This window comes from Amycolatopsis sp. AA4, from assembly GCF_002796545.1.
Lineage (GTDB): Bacteria > Actinomycetota > Actinomycetes > Mycobacteriales > Pseudonocardiaceae > Amycolatopsis.
In genome coordinates, this window is record NZ_CP024894.1 from 131,207 (window position 1) to 147,998 (window position 16,792).

The following is a 16,792-nucleotide window of genomic DNA, read 5'->3' on the forward strand; positions in this document are numbered from 1 at the left end:
GGGCCGGCCAATGCCGTGCCGGCTGAGCGACTGGTTCGACGACCGCTCCGGCCGCCACTGAGAACATCGCCCCGAAAGCCCGGGATATTTCGTCGAAAACCCACTGAATCCGGTGACCTCCGCCACTCTTGCCGCGAATGCGTTTCAGCCGGAGGTCGAGCTGGGTAACGAGGTGCTTCCCGCAGGTGAACGCAGGGACGCGGGGGCCTGTTCGGTCGTGGTCGGATGCGCCCGCGGCGGCTGCGGCGCCCGGGACGTGCCCGCCCGCGGACCGGTCGGTTCCGTCGGCGGTTCCTTGCCCGGCGAGCCGGGGCTCACCTTCGGACCGGGCGTCGGGACCTGTGCCGGACCCGGGGAAACCCGCATCGGCGCGACCGGACTGGACGGGGCGGGCGAGACGGTGGCGAGTCCCGGCCCGGCAGGCATGACCGGCGGCTGCTCGGCCCCGCGGCTGCCGACCGCGAGACCGGCCACCACGAGCACCGCGACCGTCGCCGCGGAACTGCCCGCGACCGCCCAGCGCTTGCGCGCGCGCCGGACCGCGGCCCCGCGCACGATGACGTCCGCCGCGTCGAGTTGCATCGGCGGGCCGTCCGGCGTCCGCGCGAACAAGGCGCGCACGTCTTCGGTGTTCTCGAAATCATCGGAGACCATCTCGTTCACCTCCCTCCAGGGACGGGCAATGCCTCGAAATGCGGGCCCAGCCGGGCCCGCAGGGTGGCCAGACCGCGCGCGGCCTGGCTTTTCACCGTTCCGGTCCGGCAGCCGAGCGCCGCGGCGGTCTCCTCGACGGACAGGTCCTCGAAGTACCGCAGCACCAGCACCGCGCGCTGGCGCGGGGCCAGTGCGGCGAGTGCCTGCTGGATCAGCTGGTCGTGCTCGGTCTCGGCGGCCGGAGCCGGGACGTCGGGCGGTGCGTCGGTGAGCCGCTCCCGTTTCCAGCGGCTGCGGCGGTTTTCCGCGAGGAAAGTGCGCAGCACGATTTTGCGCGCGTAAGCGTCGAGCGCGTCGTGCCGGGCCAGCCGCGGCCACGCGAGGTACAGCTTGAGCAGCGCCGCCTGCGCGAGATCTTCGGCCCGGTGCCAGTCCCCGCAAAGCAGGTAGGCGGTGGACCGCAGGCTGTGCGCGCGCTCGCCGAAGTACCGGGCGAACTCACCGTCCCACGGTGAGCTCGGCCTGGACGCCGGACGGGAGCGGGAGGGCACCGGGCGATCAGCCCCAGACCGAGGGCAGGTGCAGGTCGCCGGTCGGGCCCGCGGGCACCGCGGTCGGGACGCGCTTGGACTTCGCCGGCTGACCCGGCGCGGCGACCTTCGGCGCGGTCGTCGCGCGCTGCGCCGGTGCCGGGGCGGCGGTGGGAACGCCGGGCGCGGCGGTCGGGGCGGCGGTCTGCTGCGGGGCCGGCTGGGAGACCGACGGCGGGGCGTCCGCGGCGAAAGCGACCGCGCCGCCGGTCAGCGCGCCTCCGGCGAGCAGCAGCGAACCGATGGCGAGAGCGAAGCGAACACGCACGAGTTTCCTCCTGGTTCAGGCGAGCGCCGGGCGGCACTCCTCTGCTCTAGTCATGCGGTCGGTCCGCGCCGGGGTTGCATCGAATTTTTCCGCCCCGGACAGCCGAACGGCCGGGAGCGTTCGAAGCTCCCGGCCGTCCGGTCGACGCTGATGCGGCTGTGCTCAGGCGGCCAGCGCCGACAGCTTGGTCCACGACGCCCAGTCGTAGGTCCAGTCGCTGTAGTCGCCGTCCTTCGCGCTCAGCTGCTGGGTGCTGCCGGAGATCTCCACCGGGTCGCCGGGAAGGACGCTGTCGTAGTAGATCTTCGCGTTCGCCGGAGACAGGTTGAGGCAGCCGTGCGAGATGTTCTTCTTGCCCTGCGCCCAGATCGACCCCGCGAGACCGTGGATGAACTCGCCGTTGTTGGAGATCCGGACCGCCCACGGCACGTTCACGTCGGTGTAGTTGTAGCGCGGGTTGCTCATCGAGTACGTCGCGTGCTTCGACATCACCACGTGCGTGCCGCTGTGCGTGACCCGGCCCGGGTCGGAGTCGAGGCCGTAGCTCACCGGGAAGTCCATGACCTGCTGGCCGTCGCGGATGACCTGCATGGTGTGTTCCTGGGTGTTGCCCTTGACGATCTGCGAGCGGCCGATGGTGAAGCTCGCGGAGACGTCCTGCTTGCCGTAGACGCCGTCGCCCATCGGAACGCCGTAGATGTTGGCCGAGACGACGACCTTCGTGTTCGGCTTGAAGTACTCCTTCGGCCGCCAGTGCACCGAAGTGTCGCCGTTGAGCCACGCCCACGCGCCCTCGGTTTTCGGCGTGGTCTCCACCGACAGCGCGCGCTCGACGGCGGCCTTGTCCTTGACCGCGCTCGGGAACGTGAGCGCGATCGGCATCGCGATGCCGTAGGTCTGGCCGTCGCCGACGTTCAGGCTGCCCTGCATCTGCCTGCGCGGTTTGACCGTGGAGAACGAGCCGCTGATCTGGACCTGCTTGCCGTCCTCGCCGGTGGCCTGTCCGGACCAGGTGTAGGTCTTGCCGTAGCCGAGGTCCTCGGTGCTGCTCCAGCTCTTCTTGTCCGGAGACTGCTGCCCCTGCACCTGTTTGCCGTCGGCGTTGGTGAGCGTGACGGCCCCGAGGATGCCGCCCGCGACGGTCACCTTCGCCGGTGCGCCCGGCGCCACGTCGCCCGCCCCGGACGCCGGCGTGAGCGTCACGGCCGCCGGTTTCACGGGCGTGGCGGGAGCCTCGGTCGGCCCTCCGCCCGCGGTTCCGCCCGCGTTCACGCTCGACCCGCCGCTGCTGCACGCCCCGAGCGTGAGCGCGGCGACCAAGCCCAGCACCGCGACGCCGGCCCGGCGGCGTGCGAAGTGTCGGATAGTCACACCGATCCCCAATCTCCCCTTGGTACCCCGAACACCCAGACGTCCCGAGCGCCCTTCACGTTCACCGGAAACAGGGTGACCAGCATCACACTGCACCGAGTGACCATCACGGAAGCGGCTCGACCGACCGCGCACTGTGCATCCCCGAAGTGCGCTGGGCGTCCTGGACCAGAGTAGCCAGGGGTCCGACTTCGGTGCGTAGGCGGCGATACGACGTTCCGGTGATGCGCGCACGACGGAACCGATCCTTGCGATCAACGGGGTTCAGATTTGGTGAGATCCCGGTAGGCTGCTGACCAGGCCGTCGTTTTGCGTGTTCGTGGCTTCACACTCGCGGAACTTCTGACGCGAGCCGTGGGGCCGAAAAGCTCTTCGCTCGTCTCGTTGGAACCGCCCGGGACGGCCTGGGTGCCGCTTCGGTGGCATTCGAAGCGGATCTGTTACGAGGAGTACAGCGGTGGCGCAAGGCACTGTGAAGTGGTTCAACGCGGAGAAGGGCTTCGGCTTCATCGCGCAGGACGGCGGCGAAGGCGACGTTTTCGTGCACTACTCGGAGATCGAGGGACGCGGCTTCCGCACCCTCGAGGAGAACCAGCGAGTGGAGTTCGAGGTCGGCCAGGGGCAGAAGGGCCCGCAGGCCCAGAAGGTCCGCGCGATCTGAGTCAGGCCCGCGCGTTTTCTCAGGCCTGAATGAAGGGCCCCGACGGGATTTCCCGTCGGGGCCTTTTTTCATTGCGGGTTCCGTTGTGGGGAATGGTTGGAGCGACGGTTACCGCGGGTTGCTCCGGGGTCATGCTCGAGCGGGTGCGGCCTCGCTTGGCCGGGTGTCGCGGGAAGTTGGCCGAAGGCCAGCACGTACGGGCGACGCCGGATCGGTTGATTGCCCGACTGTGTGTGGGTGTGCGGGAGTCGACCCGTTCGGGTGGTGCTGGTCGGGGTTGGGCCGGTAGCTCGGGTTCGGCGGGCCGTGCTGGCGGCCGGAGTGGCTGACGAGGTGGAGTCAGCAGGATCGGTCGGCGTCGCGGGGTGCTCTGGCGCGGGCTTTCGGGCGGCGATCACGGTTCTCGGCGCTCATGACCCGACCCAACCTGATCCAGCCCGCGCCGCGTCGCCGCCGCCCGGGGCCGGATCGCGCCACGACTGGCTTCCGGCCCGGCGTTCTCACCCCTCTGCCCGCCTGCCCCGAATCATCAGCCGCGCCGTCGTCGGCGGGATCCTGGAGCGTGTCCCGCCCACTGGGACCCGGACAAGGGAAAACCCCCGGCCGTCGGGGGAAGCCGGGGGTTTTCGTTCGGGGGGGGGCGGGGATCAGCGTCCGACGAGGGGCTGCTGGTCGAACGCGTCCGCCGGGAAGTGGAACTCGTCGGTCATCGCGTCGGAGTGGCGGCGCTCCTGGGCGGAGGCGGCCTGGCCCTCCCACGAGAGGCGCTCCAGGATCCATTCCTGCGCCAGGGCCTGCGGGGTCAGGTTCCGGGCGAGGGCGATGTCCTTGAGCTGCTGGCTCGCGATGAGGTTCATGCGCAGCTGGTAGACCTGCGCGTCGCCGAAGCGGCTGCCGGTTCCGGTGCTCTCCGGGTCGGAGTCCGGGGCGAGCGCGGCGAGGTAGCTGGTGAGCTCCTTGTCCTCGACGACTTCGTCGCCGGCGGCCTTGGCGGCATTGCGATGCCGCCCGCTCGAGACGGCTTTGAGATTCGTGCGGCTGCTGAGGCGGCCGAGGGAGGGAAGAGGCACGCGGACACGATAACGGTTGGGTCTCGACAAGGAAACCACTGTGAGCCACGACACACGCATTTCCGTGCCCGGCAAGCCTAATTCGATCACCTGTTCAGCCCACTCGGCAAACACATTTCGCGACTGTCTGTCGATCAGCGGTACCGAGAGTAGATCCGCAGGTCAGTGCCGGTGTGCGGAAATGGAGAGACCCCCGCGCCAGGGGGAGGAACGCGGGGGTCGGAGGGGATCTCCACAGGCGCTGACCGGGGGTGTGTCAGCAACACCGATTGTTGCACGAGTTCCGGGGATCGGCGAGGGGAAGCCGCGAGAAATCGTTCTGCGCGATCTTGGAATGCGTTACCAGGGAAGTTTCGGAGAGTGGTCGCAGGTTCACTCTCCGGGGGGCTGCCGGGGTTGCTCGCCGCTGGTTAGCCTCGCGGCCAGTTGTTGCGAACCGCGCGGAGGGGCCATGAGCGGATCGGTCGAAGTTCGTCAGTTCCTCCTTCGGTACGAAGGTGCCGACGGGGGAAGCACGTCACTGTCCGGCGGAGTGCCGGCGCAGCGCGGGTCGTCGGAAGGGCAACGGGTCTCCGACGACCAGGTCCGCCGGGCACGCCTGGCCGTCGCGGCCGGTGCGCTCGACGCGGAGGACTGCGTGCAGTTGCTGGAGATGCTCGGGCTGAGTCCGGGCGACGACGGTCAGGCACCCGTGCAGCGCTGATCCGGCGGCACCTCCGCTGCGTCTTGACGGCCGGGCGAGACCCTGTCCGGCGTAGAGTGGCGTGGCGCACACCGATCGCTCGGCCCGGCTTCTGGCGGGGCGATCGGCGGGAGGCGGCGCGGTCGAGTCGTCGGCGCGGACGTTGTCGCAGGTCGAAGGCTTGCCGATCGCTTAAGGAACCCCCGGTGCACGGCCCCCGGAACGTGCCCTATGCTTGTAATCGCTCCCAGGGGAACACCTGAGAGCGCGGTCGGTCGGTCCACCGAAACCGATCGGGCTCCCATCGTTCAGTGGCCTAGGACTCCGCCCTTTCAAGGCGGCAACGCGGGTTCGAATCCCGTTGGGAGTACGCAGTACCAGTAAGGCCCTGTGGCGCAGTTGGTTAGCGCGTCGCCCTGTCACGGCGAAGGTCGCGGGTTCGAGTCCCGTCAGGGTCGCAAGATCGTTCGGCTCCTAGCCGGCGTTCCCGGCCAGGTAGCTCAGTTGGTACGAGCGTCCGCCTGAAAAGCGGAAGGTCGCCGGTTCGACCCCGGCCCTGGCCACAGCCATCTACCTGCGAAACAGCCCCCACCCAGACCGGGTGGGGGCTGTTTCGTGTCTCGGCCGTCTCAGCTTCCGTCTCAGTCCGACGTCGTTCGGGTGGGTGCTGGTGTCGCTCCGGCCAAGGGGTTTGCGCTCGGCGGGAGCTGCCTGAGCAGTGAACTGAAAGCGGAAGGTCATCCCGGCCCTGGCCGCAGCCAATTTCAGTGACGCAGCCCCGGTCCCCGGCGGATGGGGCTTTTCGTCGTCGCGGCGGAGTCACCGCTGCGGCGCGTCACTGTCGAGCGCGGTGCTGCCATTCGGAAGCAGTCTTGCCAAACCTCAAGATCGCTCCCTAGCCTCGATACCATCTCAAAGGTCTGGACCACTGGAGGTCGAGCATGCCGGGAGAGATGGGGCGCCGCGGGTTTCTTGCCGGGTCGGCGGCGGTGGGGGTGGGGGCGATGGCTCCGTTCGGAGCCGAGGCGGAGGCCGTCGAGGGGCGGTCCGGGGTGGCGGTTTACGCGAACAACGTCGGTTACGCGCCCGGCGCGCCCAAGCGGGCGGTGCTCGCGGTCGAGTCGCCGCGGGCGGTTCCGAGGTTCACCGTCGTGGACGTCGCCACCGGGAAGGTTGTCTTCACCGGCACCCCGCGGGCGGCGGCGCAGGTTCCGGGCTGGGACGATCGGCATTACTGGACCGCGGACTTCTCTGCCCTGACGACCGAGGGAGAGTACGTCCTGCTCGCCGCCGACGGGCGGTCTCAGCCGTTTCGCGTCGAGCAGCTGGTGCTGGAGCGCTACACGCTCTCCCACGTCGTGCACTACTTCAAGGGCACCCGCAGCTCGGACCGGTTCGATCGCCAGGACCGGCAAGCTCCGATCGGCCCCAAGGGCACGCAGGTCATGGACGCGCACGGCGGCTGGTACGACGCGACCGGCGACTTCGGCAAGCATTTCACGCAGCTGTCGGACCGCAGCTACTTCAACACCCTCCAAATCCCGCTGACCGCCTGGGTGCTGGCGAAGGCGTACCAGCGGCTCACCGCGCGCGGCGACACCAACTTCACCCAGCTGCGGACCTGGCTGGCCGACGAAGCGCTGTTCGGCGCCGATTACCTGCGCCGAGTGAAGCTTGACGGCGGCACGTTCGTGACGTCGGTCATCCAGCCCGGGCCGCCGAAGGACCCGAAGCTGCGGTACGTCCTGGCGAACGGTGACGGCGAACCCGTCCAGGTGAACTACCGCGAAGGCGGCGGGGTCGCGATCGCGGCGCTGGCCGCCGCGACCACGCTGGACGCGTCGGGCGACTATTCGCCCGAGGAGTATCTGGCGACCGCCGAAGCCGCGTTCGATTTTCTCGAGCAGCACAACGTCGAGATGACCAATGACGGCAAGGAAAACATCCAGGACGACTACGGCGCGTTGCTGGCGGCGGTCGAGTTGTACCAGGTGACCAAGAAACCAGTATACCGCGAGGCGGCGGACCGTCGGGCGCGAAATCTGTTGCAGCGCTTGGTTTCCTGGAAGTCTTACCGCGATTACTGGCGCGCGGACGACGGCGACCGGCCTTACTTTCATCCCTCGGACGCCGGTCTGCCGGTGCTCAGTCTGCTCGCCTACGCCGAGATCGCTGACGAGGCAACGGTTTCCGCGGTGCTGCAGGTCGTGCGCCGGTCGCTGGAGTTCGAACTCGCGGTGACCGCCGAGGTGCCTAACCCGTTTGGGTATGCGCGGAATCTGGTGCAAGATGGGGAGGGCAAGAGGTATAGCTCGTTTTTCTTCCCGCACAACGTCACGCCGCGCGCGAAAGACCAGTGGTGGCAGGGCGAGAACGCCCGGATCGCGTCGCTGGCGACCGCCGCTCGCCTTGCCGCGCAACGGTTTCCCGGCGAGTTCGCGACGCGCCTGCGGTCGTACGCGGCTGACCAGCTGAACTGGATCTGCGGAACCAACCCGTACGGCGTGTGCATGCTGGACGGCAGCGGCCACGGCAACCCGCAGTACAGCTGGCTCGGCTCGTGGCAGTTCCTGCCGACGGCGGGCGGGATCGTCAACGGCATCACCGGCTTGAACGAGGACGGCAGCGGCATCACATGGGACCGGGGCTACGTGGTGACCGGAAAGGACGACGACTGGCGGTGGGATGAACAGTGGCTGCCCCACTCCACGTGGTACCTGTACGCGGTCGCGGTGGGTGATTGACGCGGGGCTGCTGGCTGCATTGGTGGCGGGATTCCTGAGGAGGTTTCCCTTGGATCTCGTCACGAACGGTTAGGTCCGCGGCGCGTGGACTTACTCGGGATGGCCGTCGGAGGAGTAGGTGCGTCTGCCCGCGAGCCCGCGGTCGGTACGACTCGGATGGCGCTGGCTGGGCGATGACGGACTTTCGCAGGAGTGTGCGTGGCATCCGCGGGCGAGGGAGCCTGGCCGGTGCGCAGACATGGGTTGCGTCGCGCAGGGAAGCAGCGATCGTCGGTTCAGCGGTCATGGAATCGACCGGCCCTGGGGCGAACTGAATCGTGCCGGTCGCCGCAGGCTCGCGGCCGTTGATTCAGCGGGTTACGGGGGCCGGCATTCGTACCGTGGCTGTCACGGCTTCACCGGCCCGCCGAGCCGATCTGCCCGGCACAAGCCTGCGCTCGCCTTGCCGTGAGCGGAAGGCAGAAGCGGGGCGCAGAACCAGACCGTGCCCGGCACGAACTGAATCGTGCCGGGCACGGGCGAAGCAGCAAACCTAGATCAACGGCCCACGGAACTTAGCCGTCCCCGGAACCAGTTGCACAGTCCCAAGTCCGCCGTGCGCGTTCGCGTACGCCAGTTCCCGCGAAAGGTCTCCAACACCATTCGTGCCTGGCTGCGGCAGCAGGTTCAGCGTGCTCAGCACCCCGAGCGCATTGCCGTCGCGGTCGAGGAAGCCGCTGCCGGAGTCGCCGGGGATGCCGGGGGTCACGGTGAACACCGTGTGGCTCCAGCCGCCGCCGGTGTCGCCCAGGCTGGCGCCCTGTTTGGGGGACAGCTGGGTGATTCCGCCGCGCAGTTCGGAGTTTCCGTAGCTGAGGACGGTGGCGAGTTGCGTCGTTCCGGTGGTGTTCACGCCGGTCGGCCCGCCCCAGAACGGCAGGCTCGGGTTCACTGTGGACACGTCCGAGGGATCGATTTTCACCAGCGCCAGGTCGTTGTACTGGCAGGTGTTCGCGTCCGCTTCGTGGCGGGACTGCATGGTCAGCCACGAGTTGTAGACGAGCGTTCCCGGCTTGCTCGCCCCGGCGATCTCGACCGGGGTGCCGAGCGGGAGCGAACCGGCGGAGCAGCCGTTCGTTTCGGTCGAACCGCCGGTGCCGGAGCAGTGCGCGGCCTGTCCGAGGAACACGTCGGTTCCGTTGCTGTACACGAAGTTCGAGGTGCATTGCGCCCCGTTGGTGCGCGTCTGCACCCCGGGGTGCACGGCGGCAGTGTCCGCGGGGGCCCAGGCGGGGGTCGCGGCCCAGGCGGTCGCGGGAAGCAATGCGGCGGCGGTGGCCAGTGCCGTCACCGCACTGGCCCTGGCCAGTGGTCGAGGGGTCTTCATCGGGCTCCCTTCGAAAAGCCAGCACCACTCGAACGTGTGCTACTGACTGGTAGGCATCGCGGGGTACATCACACCAGAGAGTGGTGCCAGTCACAACCGTCGTGACCCTGGGTGACTTGACCTTGAGCAAGCTGGAGGTTGCAGACTGTCCGCATGGCTGGGGAATGGAACATCGAGGCAGTAGACGTCGACGCTTACCTCGCGCGCATCGGACAGCGCCGGGAGGAACCGTCCGCGGCGGCGCTCGAGCGGTTGGCGCGGGCGCACGTCGAGACGATCCCGTTCGAGAACGTCGACGTGGTCATCGGCCGGCATCGCGGGATCGAGCTGGATGTCGTCAGCGAGAAGCTCGTCGGGCGGCACCGGGGCGGCTATTGCTACGAGCAGGCCGGGCTGTTCGCGGCCGTCGCCGAGCAGCTGGGTTACGAGGTGCAGCGCACGGTCGCGCGGGTGCAGCCGCGGAAGAGCGGGCCGTACACGCACATGACGCTCGTGATTACCGTTGCGGGGCAACAGTTTCTCGTGGACGTCGGGTTCGGGGCCGGGATCCTGCTGCCGATGCCGTTGATCGACGGGGCCGAGGTCGACCAGGCCGGGTGGACGCACCGGATGAAGCTGCGCGACGGCTGGTGGGTGCTGCAGAAACAGGACGGCGACGGCTGGGAAGACCTGCACGAGTTGCTGCCCGTGGTGCACAGCCGCCCGATCGATTACCAGGTGTTCCACCACTACACGTCCACGCATCCGAAGTCGCCGTTCACCGGGCGGCTCGTGGTGATGCGGCTCGAGCCGGGACGGCTCCGGCGGCTGCTCGGGCGCGAGTATCAGGAAAGCCACCCGGACGGCACGGTCGAGAAGCGCACGATCGAACCGGTCGATCTCGGCAAGACGCTGGAGGATCTCGACGTCGTGCTGACTGAGGACGAGCTGGCGGCGCTGCTCGAGACTTACTGAAACAGCTCCGCGGCAGCCAGCGGCCGGCCCAGGTGGTAGCCCTGGGCCTGGTCGCAGCCGAGTTCCCGCAGCAGCGCCAGTTCTTCGGCGGTCTCGACGCCTTCCGCGACCACGGTCAGATCCACCGCGTGCGCCATCGCGATGATGCTCGTGACGATCGCGGCCGCGTCGCGCGAGTCGGCGATTCCGGTGATGAAGGAGCGGTCGATCTTGAGCGTGTCCAAGGTCAGCCGACGCAGCTGCGCCAGGGAAGAATAGCCGGTGCCGAAGTCGTCGATCGCCAGCAGAACACCGAGAGAACGCAAGGCGGACAACACTTCCGCGGCTGCCGAGGTGTCGCGCATGAGCGCGCTTTCGGTGACTTCCAGCGTCAGCGAGCCGGGCGGAAGGCCGGTGGTGGCGAGTGCGTCGCGGACCGCGGGCACCAGATGCGGGTCGTCCAGCTGCCGCACGGAGAGGTTGACCTTCAAACTCAGGTCGAGGCCTCGGCCGGTGCGCAGGGCGGCCAGTTCGCGGGTGGTGTCGCGCAGGACGTACTTGCCCAGCACGTTGATCAGTTCGCTTTCCTCGGCCAGGGGGATGAATTCCGCGGGCGAGATCGCGCCGTGTTTCGGGTGGGTCCAGCGCAGCAGCGCCTCGACGCCGACCATTTCCCCGGTGCGCAGGTCGACCACCGGCTGGTAAGCCGGCCATAGCTGTCCACTGTGGACAGCGTCGCGGAGGTCCTGCTCCATCCGCAGCCGGCGCTGCATGCGTTCCCGCAGGGCGACGTCGAAGAACTCGAACCGGCCGCGGCCGCGGGATTTCGCTTGGTACATCGCGACATCCGCGTCGCGCAGCAAGTCCTCGGCGGTGCGGCGGTCGTCCGGTTCGACGAGGACGATGCCCATGCTCGCGTCGAGATGCAGCTGTCTGCCGTGCACGGATACCGGTTCCGACAGCACCGACCGCAGGTGCGCGGCGAACACGCCGACCTGGGCCGGGCCGGTCGTCGCGGACGTGACGACCACGAACTCGTCGCCGCCCAGCCTGCCGACGACGTCGTCGGGGCCAGTGGCCCGGCGCAGGCGTTCGCCGGCGATGCGCAGGACCTGGTCGCCGACCGGATGCCCGAGGGAATCGTTGATGAGCTTGAACTTGTCCAGGTCGAGGAACAGCACGGCGGCGGACTCGGCCCCGTCGCGGCGGTCGAGCCGGTCCAGCACCAGGGTGCGGTTGGCGAGCCGGGTCAGCGGGTCGTGGGTGGCCTCGTGGGCCAGCCGGGCGCTGATCGCGCGCCGTTCGGTGATGTCGGTGAAGGACGTGACCACCGAGACGCCGTTCGGGTCGTCCGAATCGAGCAGCCGTGAGGTCAGCGACACCCACACGTCGCGGCCGTCGGGGCGGCGCAGGCGCACGACCAGTCCGTTGTGCGTGACCCCGGTGCGGCGCGTGTGCATGGACGGCAGCTCGTCGTCCGGGATCCGGTTGCCGTCCTCGTCGAACAGCACGAGCGTGGTGCACGACACGCCGAGCAGCTCCGGCTCGGGGACGCCGAGGATGCGGCAGGCGGACGGGTTCGCGGACTGGATCAGTCCGGTCGGCCCGATCACGAGCACGCCCTCGTCGAGCGCCGCGACGACCGTCGCGTAGTGCTGTTCGACGCGCCGACGCGCGGTTTCGTCGGTGCAGACCAGGAGGAACCCGTCGACGGTTTCGGTCGCGGACACCCGGACCTGCCGCGGCGAACCGTCCCGGCCGCGGTGGGTTTGCTGGGCGACGCCGTCGCGGATCGACGCCGGGTCCGGGTCGATGCCGAGGACCTCGTGCACCCGCCTGCCGAGCGCCTCCGGGGCCGGCCAGCCGTAAACGGTCTCGGCGGCCGGGTTCCATCCGGTGACGATGCCCTCGCCGGTGATCGTGACGATGGCGTCGCTGACGTGCGTGACCAGCGCTTCCTGCGCGCGGACGGCGGCTGCGGCGGCGTGTTTGACAGTGCTGTCGCGGATCACGACCTGGAACGACGGCGGGTTCGAGTCGCTCGTGCGCACCGACACGGTTTCCGCCACGAATTTGCTCCCGTCCAACCGTTTCAGCACCGCTTCGCGGGGTTCCGCGCTGGGATCCTCCAGCAGCTGCGTGGATTCCGCGGCCACGAAGTCCGCGAACTCGCGGCTGACGACCTCGTGCGCCGCCCGTGCCCCGAACAGGTCGAGCGCGGCCTGGTTGGCGTAGGTGACGACGCCGCCCGAGTACACGCAGATCGCGTCCGGGCTTTGCTCCATCAGCAGCTGGTAGCGGTCGGACAGCTCGGCGAGCTCGGACTTTTCCGGCGCGGCTTCCGCGACCGCCGAGGCGACGCCGAGCAGGCCGGTCGTGTGGTCTCGCTCGCCGACGGTCCGCGCGCGCAGGCGGATGCGGCGCGGCGTGCCGTCGGGGCCGTCCTGCGGCTGTTCGAGTTCGAAATCGCGGCCGGGCGGGGTGCGGCGGAGGTTCGCGGTGAGCGGGCGGAGCAGCTCGGTGAGCCGGTCGCACAGCTCCTTGCCGGTCGCGCCGGGGAGGCCGAGCACCGCGTCGAGGCCGGGCAGCCAGGTGAGGGTCGCCGGTTCGGAGGCGTGCAGGGAGAACAGGACCCCCGCGCCGGCGTCCGGCCGCAGGCCCGCGAGCTGGGCGCGCCGGGTGATCCCACCCGGTTCGCCGGCCAGGGCGTCAGCCTCCATGGTGCTTCCGATCCCCCTTGTCGGCGTATGGCCCGTCGATTACACCACCGAGTGAAGCCTGTGTATATCCACACGGGGAGCCGCCTGCGTCACTCGTCCGGACCAGGAGGGCGGGTGCTATCGGGCGACGCGAGGCACGCTGCGCAGTCGCGGACCCCATACGAGCAGGCCGAAGTGGGCCGCGCAGGCGTGTCCGAGGAGGGTCACGACGGAGGCGAGAGTGGCCGGATCGTCGGTCACGTAGACGCCGATAACGAATAGCTCAAGGGCCACGATTCCGACGATCCTGGCCCGCCCGCGCAGCAGCGCGACGAGCACGCCGGCGGTGGTGAGGAAGCCGTAGCTGACGCCGATGTCGAGCCAGCGGCCCGCGGAATGCGGGAGGACGTCGGTGCGGATCAAGGCCATCACCGGCAGTTCGGTCGCGATCGTGGCGAGCACGTGCCCGCTGAAGAAGACCAGTGCCGTCCGGAGCCCGCCGAACCGCCGCTCGAACGGGGCGACGGCGATCGCGAAGATCACCGCGTACGGCAGCCAGCCGCCGTCGGCGATCCAGAACGCGCTGGTCAGGAGCGCGGTGAGGGGGTGGCGCGCCATGTTGTGCGCGTCAGTGCTGGAGACCGCGAGGAGTTTGTCGGTGAGCTTGGCGCTGCCGAACCGGATGAGCAGCGAGGTACCGAGGAGCAGGACCAGGTAGCCGAAGGTGAACGGCGTGGACCGCGGGCTGGGGACGAGGCTCAGCCAGGCTCGTTTCGGCCGCCAGCTGACCGGGATCGCGGCGAGGAAGGCGGGCCGGGGAACGGGCTGGACGAGGTCGTCCTGCGTCAGCACGGCCGTCGCCGTCGGGGAGCCCAGGGGGTCGGCCAAACGGGTTCCGCCAGCCGGGGCTGTCGCCGGTTCGAGGAGGCCGACGGGTTCGGTCGGCGAGACGGGGTCGGGAGCGGGCGTGCGCAGCCACGACCAGAAGCGCCACTTCCGGGGAGTTCCGGTGGTGGCAGCACTGCGTGCCGGGCGGGGTGCCGGGTCCGGCTCACGCAGCGACATGCGTCCAGAGTGGCTGGGCATGCTGGGATTTTGGCTAACCGCAGCTGTGAATGCGCTGTGATTCACACCCGCTAGAGTGAGCACTCTGGGTAGAAGGTTTTACCCTTTGTCACCCGTTCGGTGGCCGGATCCGGTAGGACTAGGCCACTCCTGGTGAAAGGTCTCGCTGGTGAACGACGAGGTTTCGGTCGCCGAGCTGTTGGTGCGCGAAGGACACGAACGACGGATTCCGCCGCCGTCCCGGTCCAGGTGGCGCATGGTTTCGGTGATGCTCGCGGTGATCGTCGGCTGCGGGGCCGCGGCCATGCTCGTCTCGTACGGGACCACGGCGAACGACGGGGCCTCCCGGATCACCGAGATGCGCGTGATCGAGATGCCGGACCGCACCGGCGGCGCGGGCGGCGTCGACGAGACCAACCCGCCCACGCCGACCGGCACGGAGTCCGAAGAGGGCACGGTGACCGTCGGGGATGCCCCTTCGCGCAAGGCGAACGTGAATCCGTTCGGCGAGGACAGCAGTGCGCCGGAGCGCCCGGCTGATTCCGCGCCGGCGCGGCCGTCGTCGAGCGAACGGCCGGAAACCACCGGCCCGACCGGTCCGACGCAGGCGCCGTCGAGCTCGTCGGGGCCGTCAAGTTCGAGCCAGCCGTCGTCGCCGAGCAGCCACGAGCCGCCGTGCGTCCTGAACATCATTTGCCTTTAGGCGCTCTGAGCGCCCGCTGAGCTTGGTCCGCGCGAAGCGGCAGAACCCGGCATGATCGACCGCGTGTCGAATACAAAGCTGAGAGCCTGGCTTCTCGAGGGCGAGCACAAGCGCGCCCAGCAGATGACCGGTGGGAAACGCGAGACCACAAAGGCCGAACAGCCGTGGTGGAAGGTCATGTGCCTCACCGGCGTCGACTACTTCTCCACGCTCGGCTATCAGCCAGGAATCGCCGCGCTCGCGGCCGGAGTGCTGTCGCCGCTGGCCACTGTGGTGCTCGTGGTGCTGACGCTTGCCGGTGCGCTGCCGATTTACCGCCGGGTGGCGAAGGAAAGCCCGCACGGCCAGGGGTCGATCGCGATGCTGGAGAAGCTGCTGTCCCGATGGGGCGGCAAGCTGCTGGTGCTTGCGCTGCTGGGGTTCGCCGCCACTGACTTCGTCATCACGGTCACGCTGTCCGCGGCTGACGCGACCGCGCACGTTATCGAGAATCCGTTCGTTCCGGCTGCGCTGCATGGCGGGCAGGTCTGGATCACGCTGGTGCTCATCGCGTTGCTGGGGGCGGTGTTCCTCAAGGGGTTCGCTGAGGCGATCGGGGTCGCGGTGGTTCTCGTGGGGGTTTATCTCGCGTTGAACGTCGTCGTGGTGGTTACCGCGCTGGCGCACGTGTTCGGGGCGCCGCAGTTGATTGTGGACTGGCAGCACCTGCTGATCAGCGAGCATCCCAATCCGTGGTTGATGGCGGGGGTGGCGCTGGTGGTGTTTCCCAAGCTGGCGCTGGGGTTGTCCGGGTTCGAGACCGGGGTTTCGGTGATGCCGCTGGTTCGCGGGGCCAGCGGGGACACGGAGGCAGATCCGGCGGGGCGGGTCCGGAATACGCGGCGGTTGCTGGTGACCGCGGCGTTGATCATGAGCGCGTTTCTGATTACGTCCAGCTTCGCTACCGCGGTGTTGATTCCGCAGCGGGAGTTCCAGGCTGGGGGCAAGGCCAACGGGCGGGCGCTGGCTTATCTGGCGCACAGTTATCTCGGTGACGGGTTCGGCACGGTTTACGATGCCAGCACGATCGCGATCTTGTGGTTTGCCGGGGCGTCGGCGATGGCGGGGTTGCTGAACATCGTGCCTCGGTATCTGCCGCGATACGGGATGGCTCCGGATTGGGCTCGGGCCACTCGGCCGTTGGTGATCGTGGTTTCCGTGATCGCGTTCGTGATCACGCTGATCTTCGACGCTGATGTCGAGGCGCAGGGCGGGGCGTATGCGACAGGGGTGCTGGTGTTGATTTCGTCGGCGTCGGTCGCGGTGACGTTGTCGGCTCGGCGGCTGCGGCAGCGGGCGTTTTGGGCTTATCTCGTTATTACGCTGGTGTTTTTGTATACGACGGTGGCCAATATCGTGGAGCGGCCGGAGGGCGTGAAGATCGCCGGGTTCTTTATCGGGGCGATTGTGGTGACGTCCTTGGTCTCGCGGGCTACTCGGTCGTTGGAGCTGCGGGTCGAGAAGGTGGAGCTGGACGCGGCTGCTCGGCGGATCGTGGACAAGGCGGTGCGGTCCGGGGCGGTCCGGATCATCGCCAATGAGCCGGACGCCCGGGACGAGGCGGAGTATCGGGAGAAGGAGCGGGAGGCCCGGGAGGACAACCATATTCCTCGGGACAGTGCGTTGTTCTTTCTTGAGGTCACCATCTCGGATGCGTCGGATTTCGAGACTACGCTGCGGGTGCACGGGGAGAAGCGGGCCGGGTACCGGATTTTGCGGATGAAGAGCCCGTCTATCGCCAATGCTATCGCGGCGGTGTTGTTGTATTTGCGGGACGAGACCGGGGTGCAGCCGCATATTTACTTTGCCTGGACGGAGGGGAATCCGTTCAAGTTTCTGGTCCGGTATTTGTTTTTCGGGGACGGGGATGTGCCTCCGGTTACTCGGGAGGTGCTGCGGAGGGCGGAGCCGGATCCGCACCGGAGGCCGTTGGTGCATGTCGGGTGA

General features: G+C 68.7%; 14 protein-coding genes and 3 tRNA genes. 8 read left to right on the top strand and 9 right to left on the bottom strand.

The features are described from left to right. Nucleotides 1–144: 144 nt before the first annotated feature. The 4 genes from CU254_RS00600 to CU254_RS00615 form a co-directional block, all read right to left on the bottom strand. Nucleotides 145–654 (bottom strand): hypothetical protein, encoded by a 510-nt coding sequence (locus CU254_RS00600; protein WP_158687975.1) that lies wholly within the window; start codon nt 652–654, stop codon nt 145–147. A 5-nt stretch (nt 655–659) separates the two neighbouring features. Then, on the bottom strand, nt 660–1,205 hold the full coding sequence (locus CU254_RS00605) for a SigE family RNA polymerase sigma factor (RefSeq protein WP_009071769.1): 546 nt from the start codon (nt 1,203–1,205) through the stop codon (nt 660–662). Between the two features lie 7 nt (nt 1,206–1,212). Continuing rightward, complete coding sequence (locus CU254_RS00610) at nt 1,213–1,512, bottom strand: hypothetical protein (RefSeq protein ID WP_009071772.1); 300 nt, start codon at nt 1,510–1,512, stop codon at nt 1,213–1,215. Nucleotides 1,513–1,674: 162 nt separating this feature from the next. After that, nucleotides 1,675–2,883 (bottom strand): Ig-like domain-containing protein, encoded by a 1,209-nt coding sequence (locus tag CU254_RS00615; protein WP_037712122.1) that lies wholly within the window; start codon nt 2,881–2,883, stop codon nt 1,675–1,677. Nucleotides 2,884–3,340: 457 nt separating this feature from the next. Here CU254_RS00615 and CU254_RS00620 point away from each other — a divergent pair, with 457 nt between their 5' ends. Next, complete coding sequence (locus CU254_RS00620; RefSeq protein ID WP_003097368.1) at nt 3,341–3,544, top strand: cold-shock protein; 204 nt, start codon at nt 3,341–3,343, stop codon at nt 3,542–3,544. Between the two features lie 647 nt (nt 3,545–4,191). On the opposite strand, the gene CU254_RS00625 is transcribed toward CU254_RS00620, so the two are convergent. Beyond that, nucleotides 4,192–4,614 (bottom strand): hypothetical protein, encoded by a 423-nt coding sequence (locus CU254_RS00625; protein ID WP_037712127.1) that lies wholly within the window; start codon nt 4,612–4,614, stop codon nt 4,192–4,194. Nucleotides 4,615–5,065: 451 nt separating this feature from the next. On the opposite strand from CU254_RS00625, the gene CU254_RS00630 reads away from it, so the two are divergent. From CU254_RS00630 to CU254_RS00650, 5 genes are all read left to right on the top strand, one after another. Continuing rightward, on the top strand, nt 5,066–5,317 hold the full coding sequence (locus CU254_RS00630; protein WP_009071784.1) for a hypothetical protein: 252 nt from the start codon (nt 5,066–5,068) through the stop codon (nt 5,315–5,317). A gap of 276 nt (nt 5,318–5,593) precedes the next feature. Further along, nucleotides 5,594–5,666 (top strand) — tRNA-Glu (locus CU254_RS00635). Between the two features lie 14 nt (nt 5,667–5,680). Continuing rightward, nucleotides 5,681–5,754, top strand: a tRNA-Asp gene (locus CU254_RS00640). A gap of 31 nt (nt 5,755–5,785) precedes the next feature. Continuing rightward, a tRNA-Phe gene (locus tag CU254_RS00645) sits at nt 5,786–5,859 on the top strand. A gap of 441 nt (nt 5,860–6,300) precedes the next feature. Further along, entirely contained in the window at nt 6,301–8,040 is a 1,740-nt protein-coding gene (locus CU254_RS00650) for a glycoside hydrolase family 9 protein (protein WP_199785737.1), read from the top strand. Between the two features lie 532 nt (nt 8,041–8,572). Here CU254_RS00650 and CU254_RS00655 read toward each other — a convergent pair. Beyond that, nucleotides 8,573–9,406 (bottom strand): hypothetical protein, encoded by an 834-nt coding sequence (locus CU254_RS00655; RefSeq protein ID WP_009071788.1) that lies wholly within the window; start codon nt 9,404–9,406, stop codon nt 8,573–8,575. A 153-nt stretch (nt 9,407–9,559) separates the two neighbouring features. Between CU254_RS00655 and CU254_RS00660 the strand changes: the two genes are divergently transcribed. Then, on the top strand, nt 9,560–10,360 hold the full coding sequence (locus tag CU254_RS00660) for an arylamine N-acetyltransferase (protein ID WP_037712130.1): 801 nt from the start codon (nt 9,560–9,562) through the stop codon (nt 10,358–10,360). On the opposite strand, the gene CU254_RS00665 is transcribed toward CU254_RS00660, so the two are convergent. The 3 genes from CU254_RS00665 to CU254_RS00675 all read right to left on the bottom strand — a co-directional run bounded on the left by CU254_RS00665 (nt 10,354) and on the right by CU254_RS00675 (nt 14,793). Further along, the gene (locus CU254_RS00665) at nt 10,354–13,059 is read right to left on the bottom strand and encodes an EAL domain-containing protein (RefSeq protein ID WP_009071793.1); all 2,706 of its coding nucleotides are present in this window, start codon (nt 13,057–13,059) and stop codon (nt 10,354–10,356) included. The two genes, CU254_RS00660 and CU254_RS00665, sit on opposite strands and share 7 nt — an antisense overlap. A 117-nt stretch (nt 13,060–13,176) precedes the next feature. Then, the gene (locus CU254_RS00670) at nt 13,177–14,124 is read right to left on the bottom strand and encodes a rhomboid-like protein (RefSeq protein WP_199785738.1); all 948 of its coding nucleotides are present in this window, start codon (nt 14,122–14,124) and stop codon (nt 13,177–13,179) included. Between the two features lie 78 nt (nt 14,125–14,202). Then, complete coding sequence (locus CU254_RS00675; RefSeq protein WP_158687976.1) at nt 14,203–14,793, bottom strand: hypothetical protein; 591 nt, start codon at nt 14,791–14,793, stop codon at nt 14,203–14,205. Between the two features lie 76 nt (nt 14,794–14,869). Between CU254_RS00675 and CU254_RS00680 the strand changes: the two genes are divergently transcribed. Beyond that, on the top strand, nt 14,870–16,792 hold the full coding sequence (locus CU254_RS00680; RefSeq protein ID WP_234392795.1) for an amino acid transporter: 1,923 nt from the start codon (nt 14,870–14,872) through the stop codon (nt 16,790–16,792).

Excerpts from the sequence above, each read along its gene's own strand:
- CU254_RS00670 (WP_199785738.1), bottom strand. The coding sequence starts at position 14,124 with ATGCCCAGCCACTCTGGACGCATGTCGCTGCGTGAGCCGGACCCGGCA.
- CU254_RS00630 (WP_009071784.1), top strand. The coding sequence starts at position 5,066 with ATGAGCGGATCGGTCGAAGTTCGTCAGTTCCTCCTTCGGTACGAAGGT.
- CU254_RS00675 (WP_158687976.1), bottom strand. The coding sequence starts at position 14,793 with ATGTTCAGGACGCACGGCGGCTCGTGGCTGCTCGGCGACGACGGCTGG.
- CU254_RS00600 (WP_158687975.1), bottom strand. The coding sequence starts at position 654 with ATGGTCTCCGATGATTTCGAGAACACCGAAGACGTGCGCGCCTTGTTC.
- CU254_RS00660 (WP_037712130.1), top strand. The coding sequence starts at position 9,560 with ATGGCTGGGGAATGGAACATCGAGGCAGTAGACGTCGACGCTTACCTC.
- CU254_RS00655 (WP_009071788.1), bottom strand. The coding sequence starts at position 9,406 with ATGAAGACCCCTCGACCACTGGCCAGGGCCAGTGCGGTGACGGCACTG.
- CU254_RS00665 (WP_009071793.1), bottom strand. The coding sequence starts at position 13,059 with ATGGAGGCTGACGCCCTGGCCGGCGAACCGGGTGGGATCACCCGGCGC.
- CU254_RS00650 (WP_199785737.1), top strand. The coding sequence starts at position 6,301 with ATGGCTCCGTTCGGAGCCGAGGCGGAGGCCGTCGAGGGGCGGTCCGGG.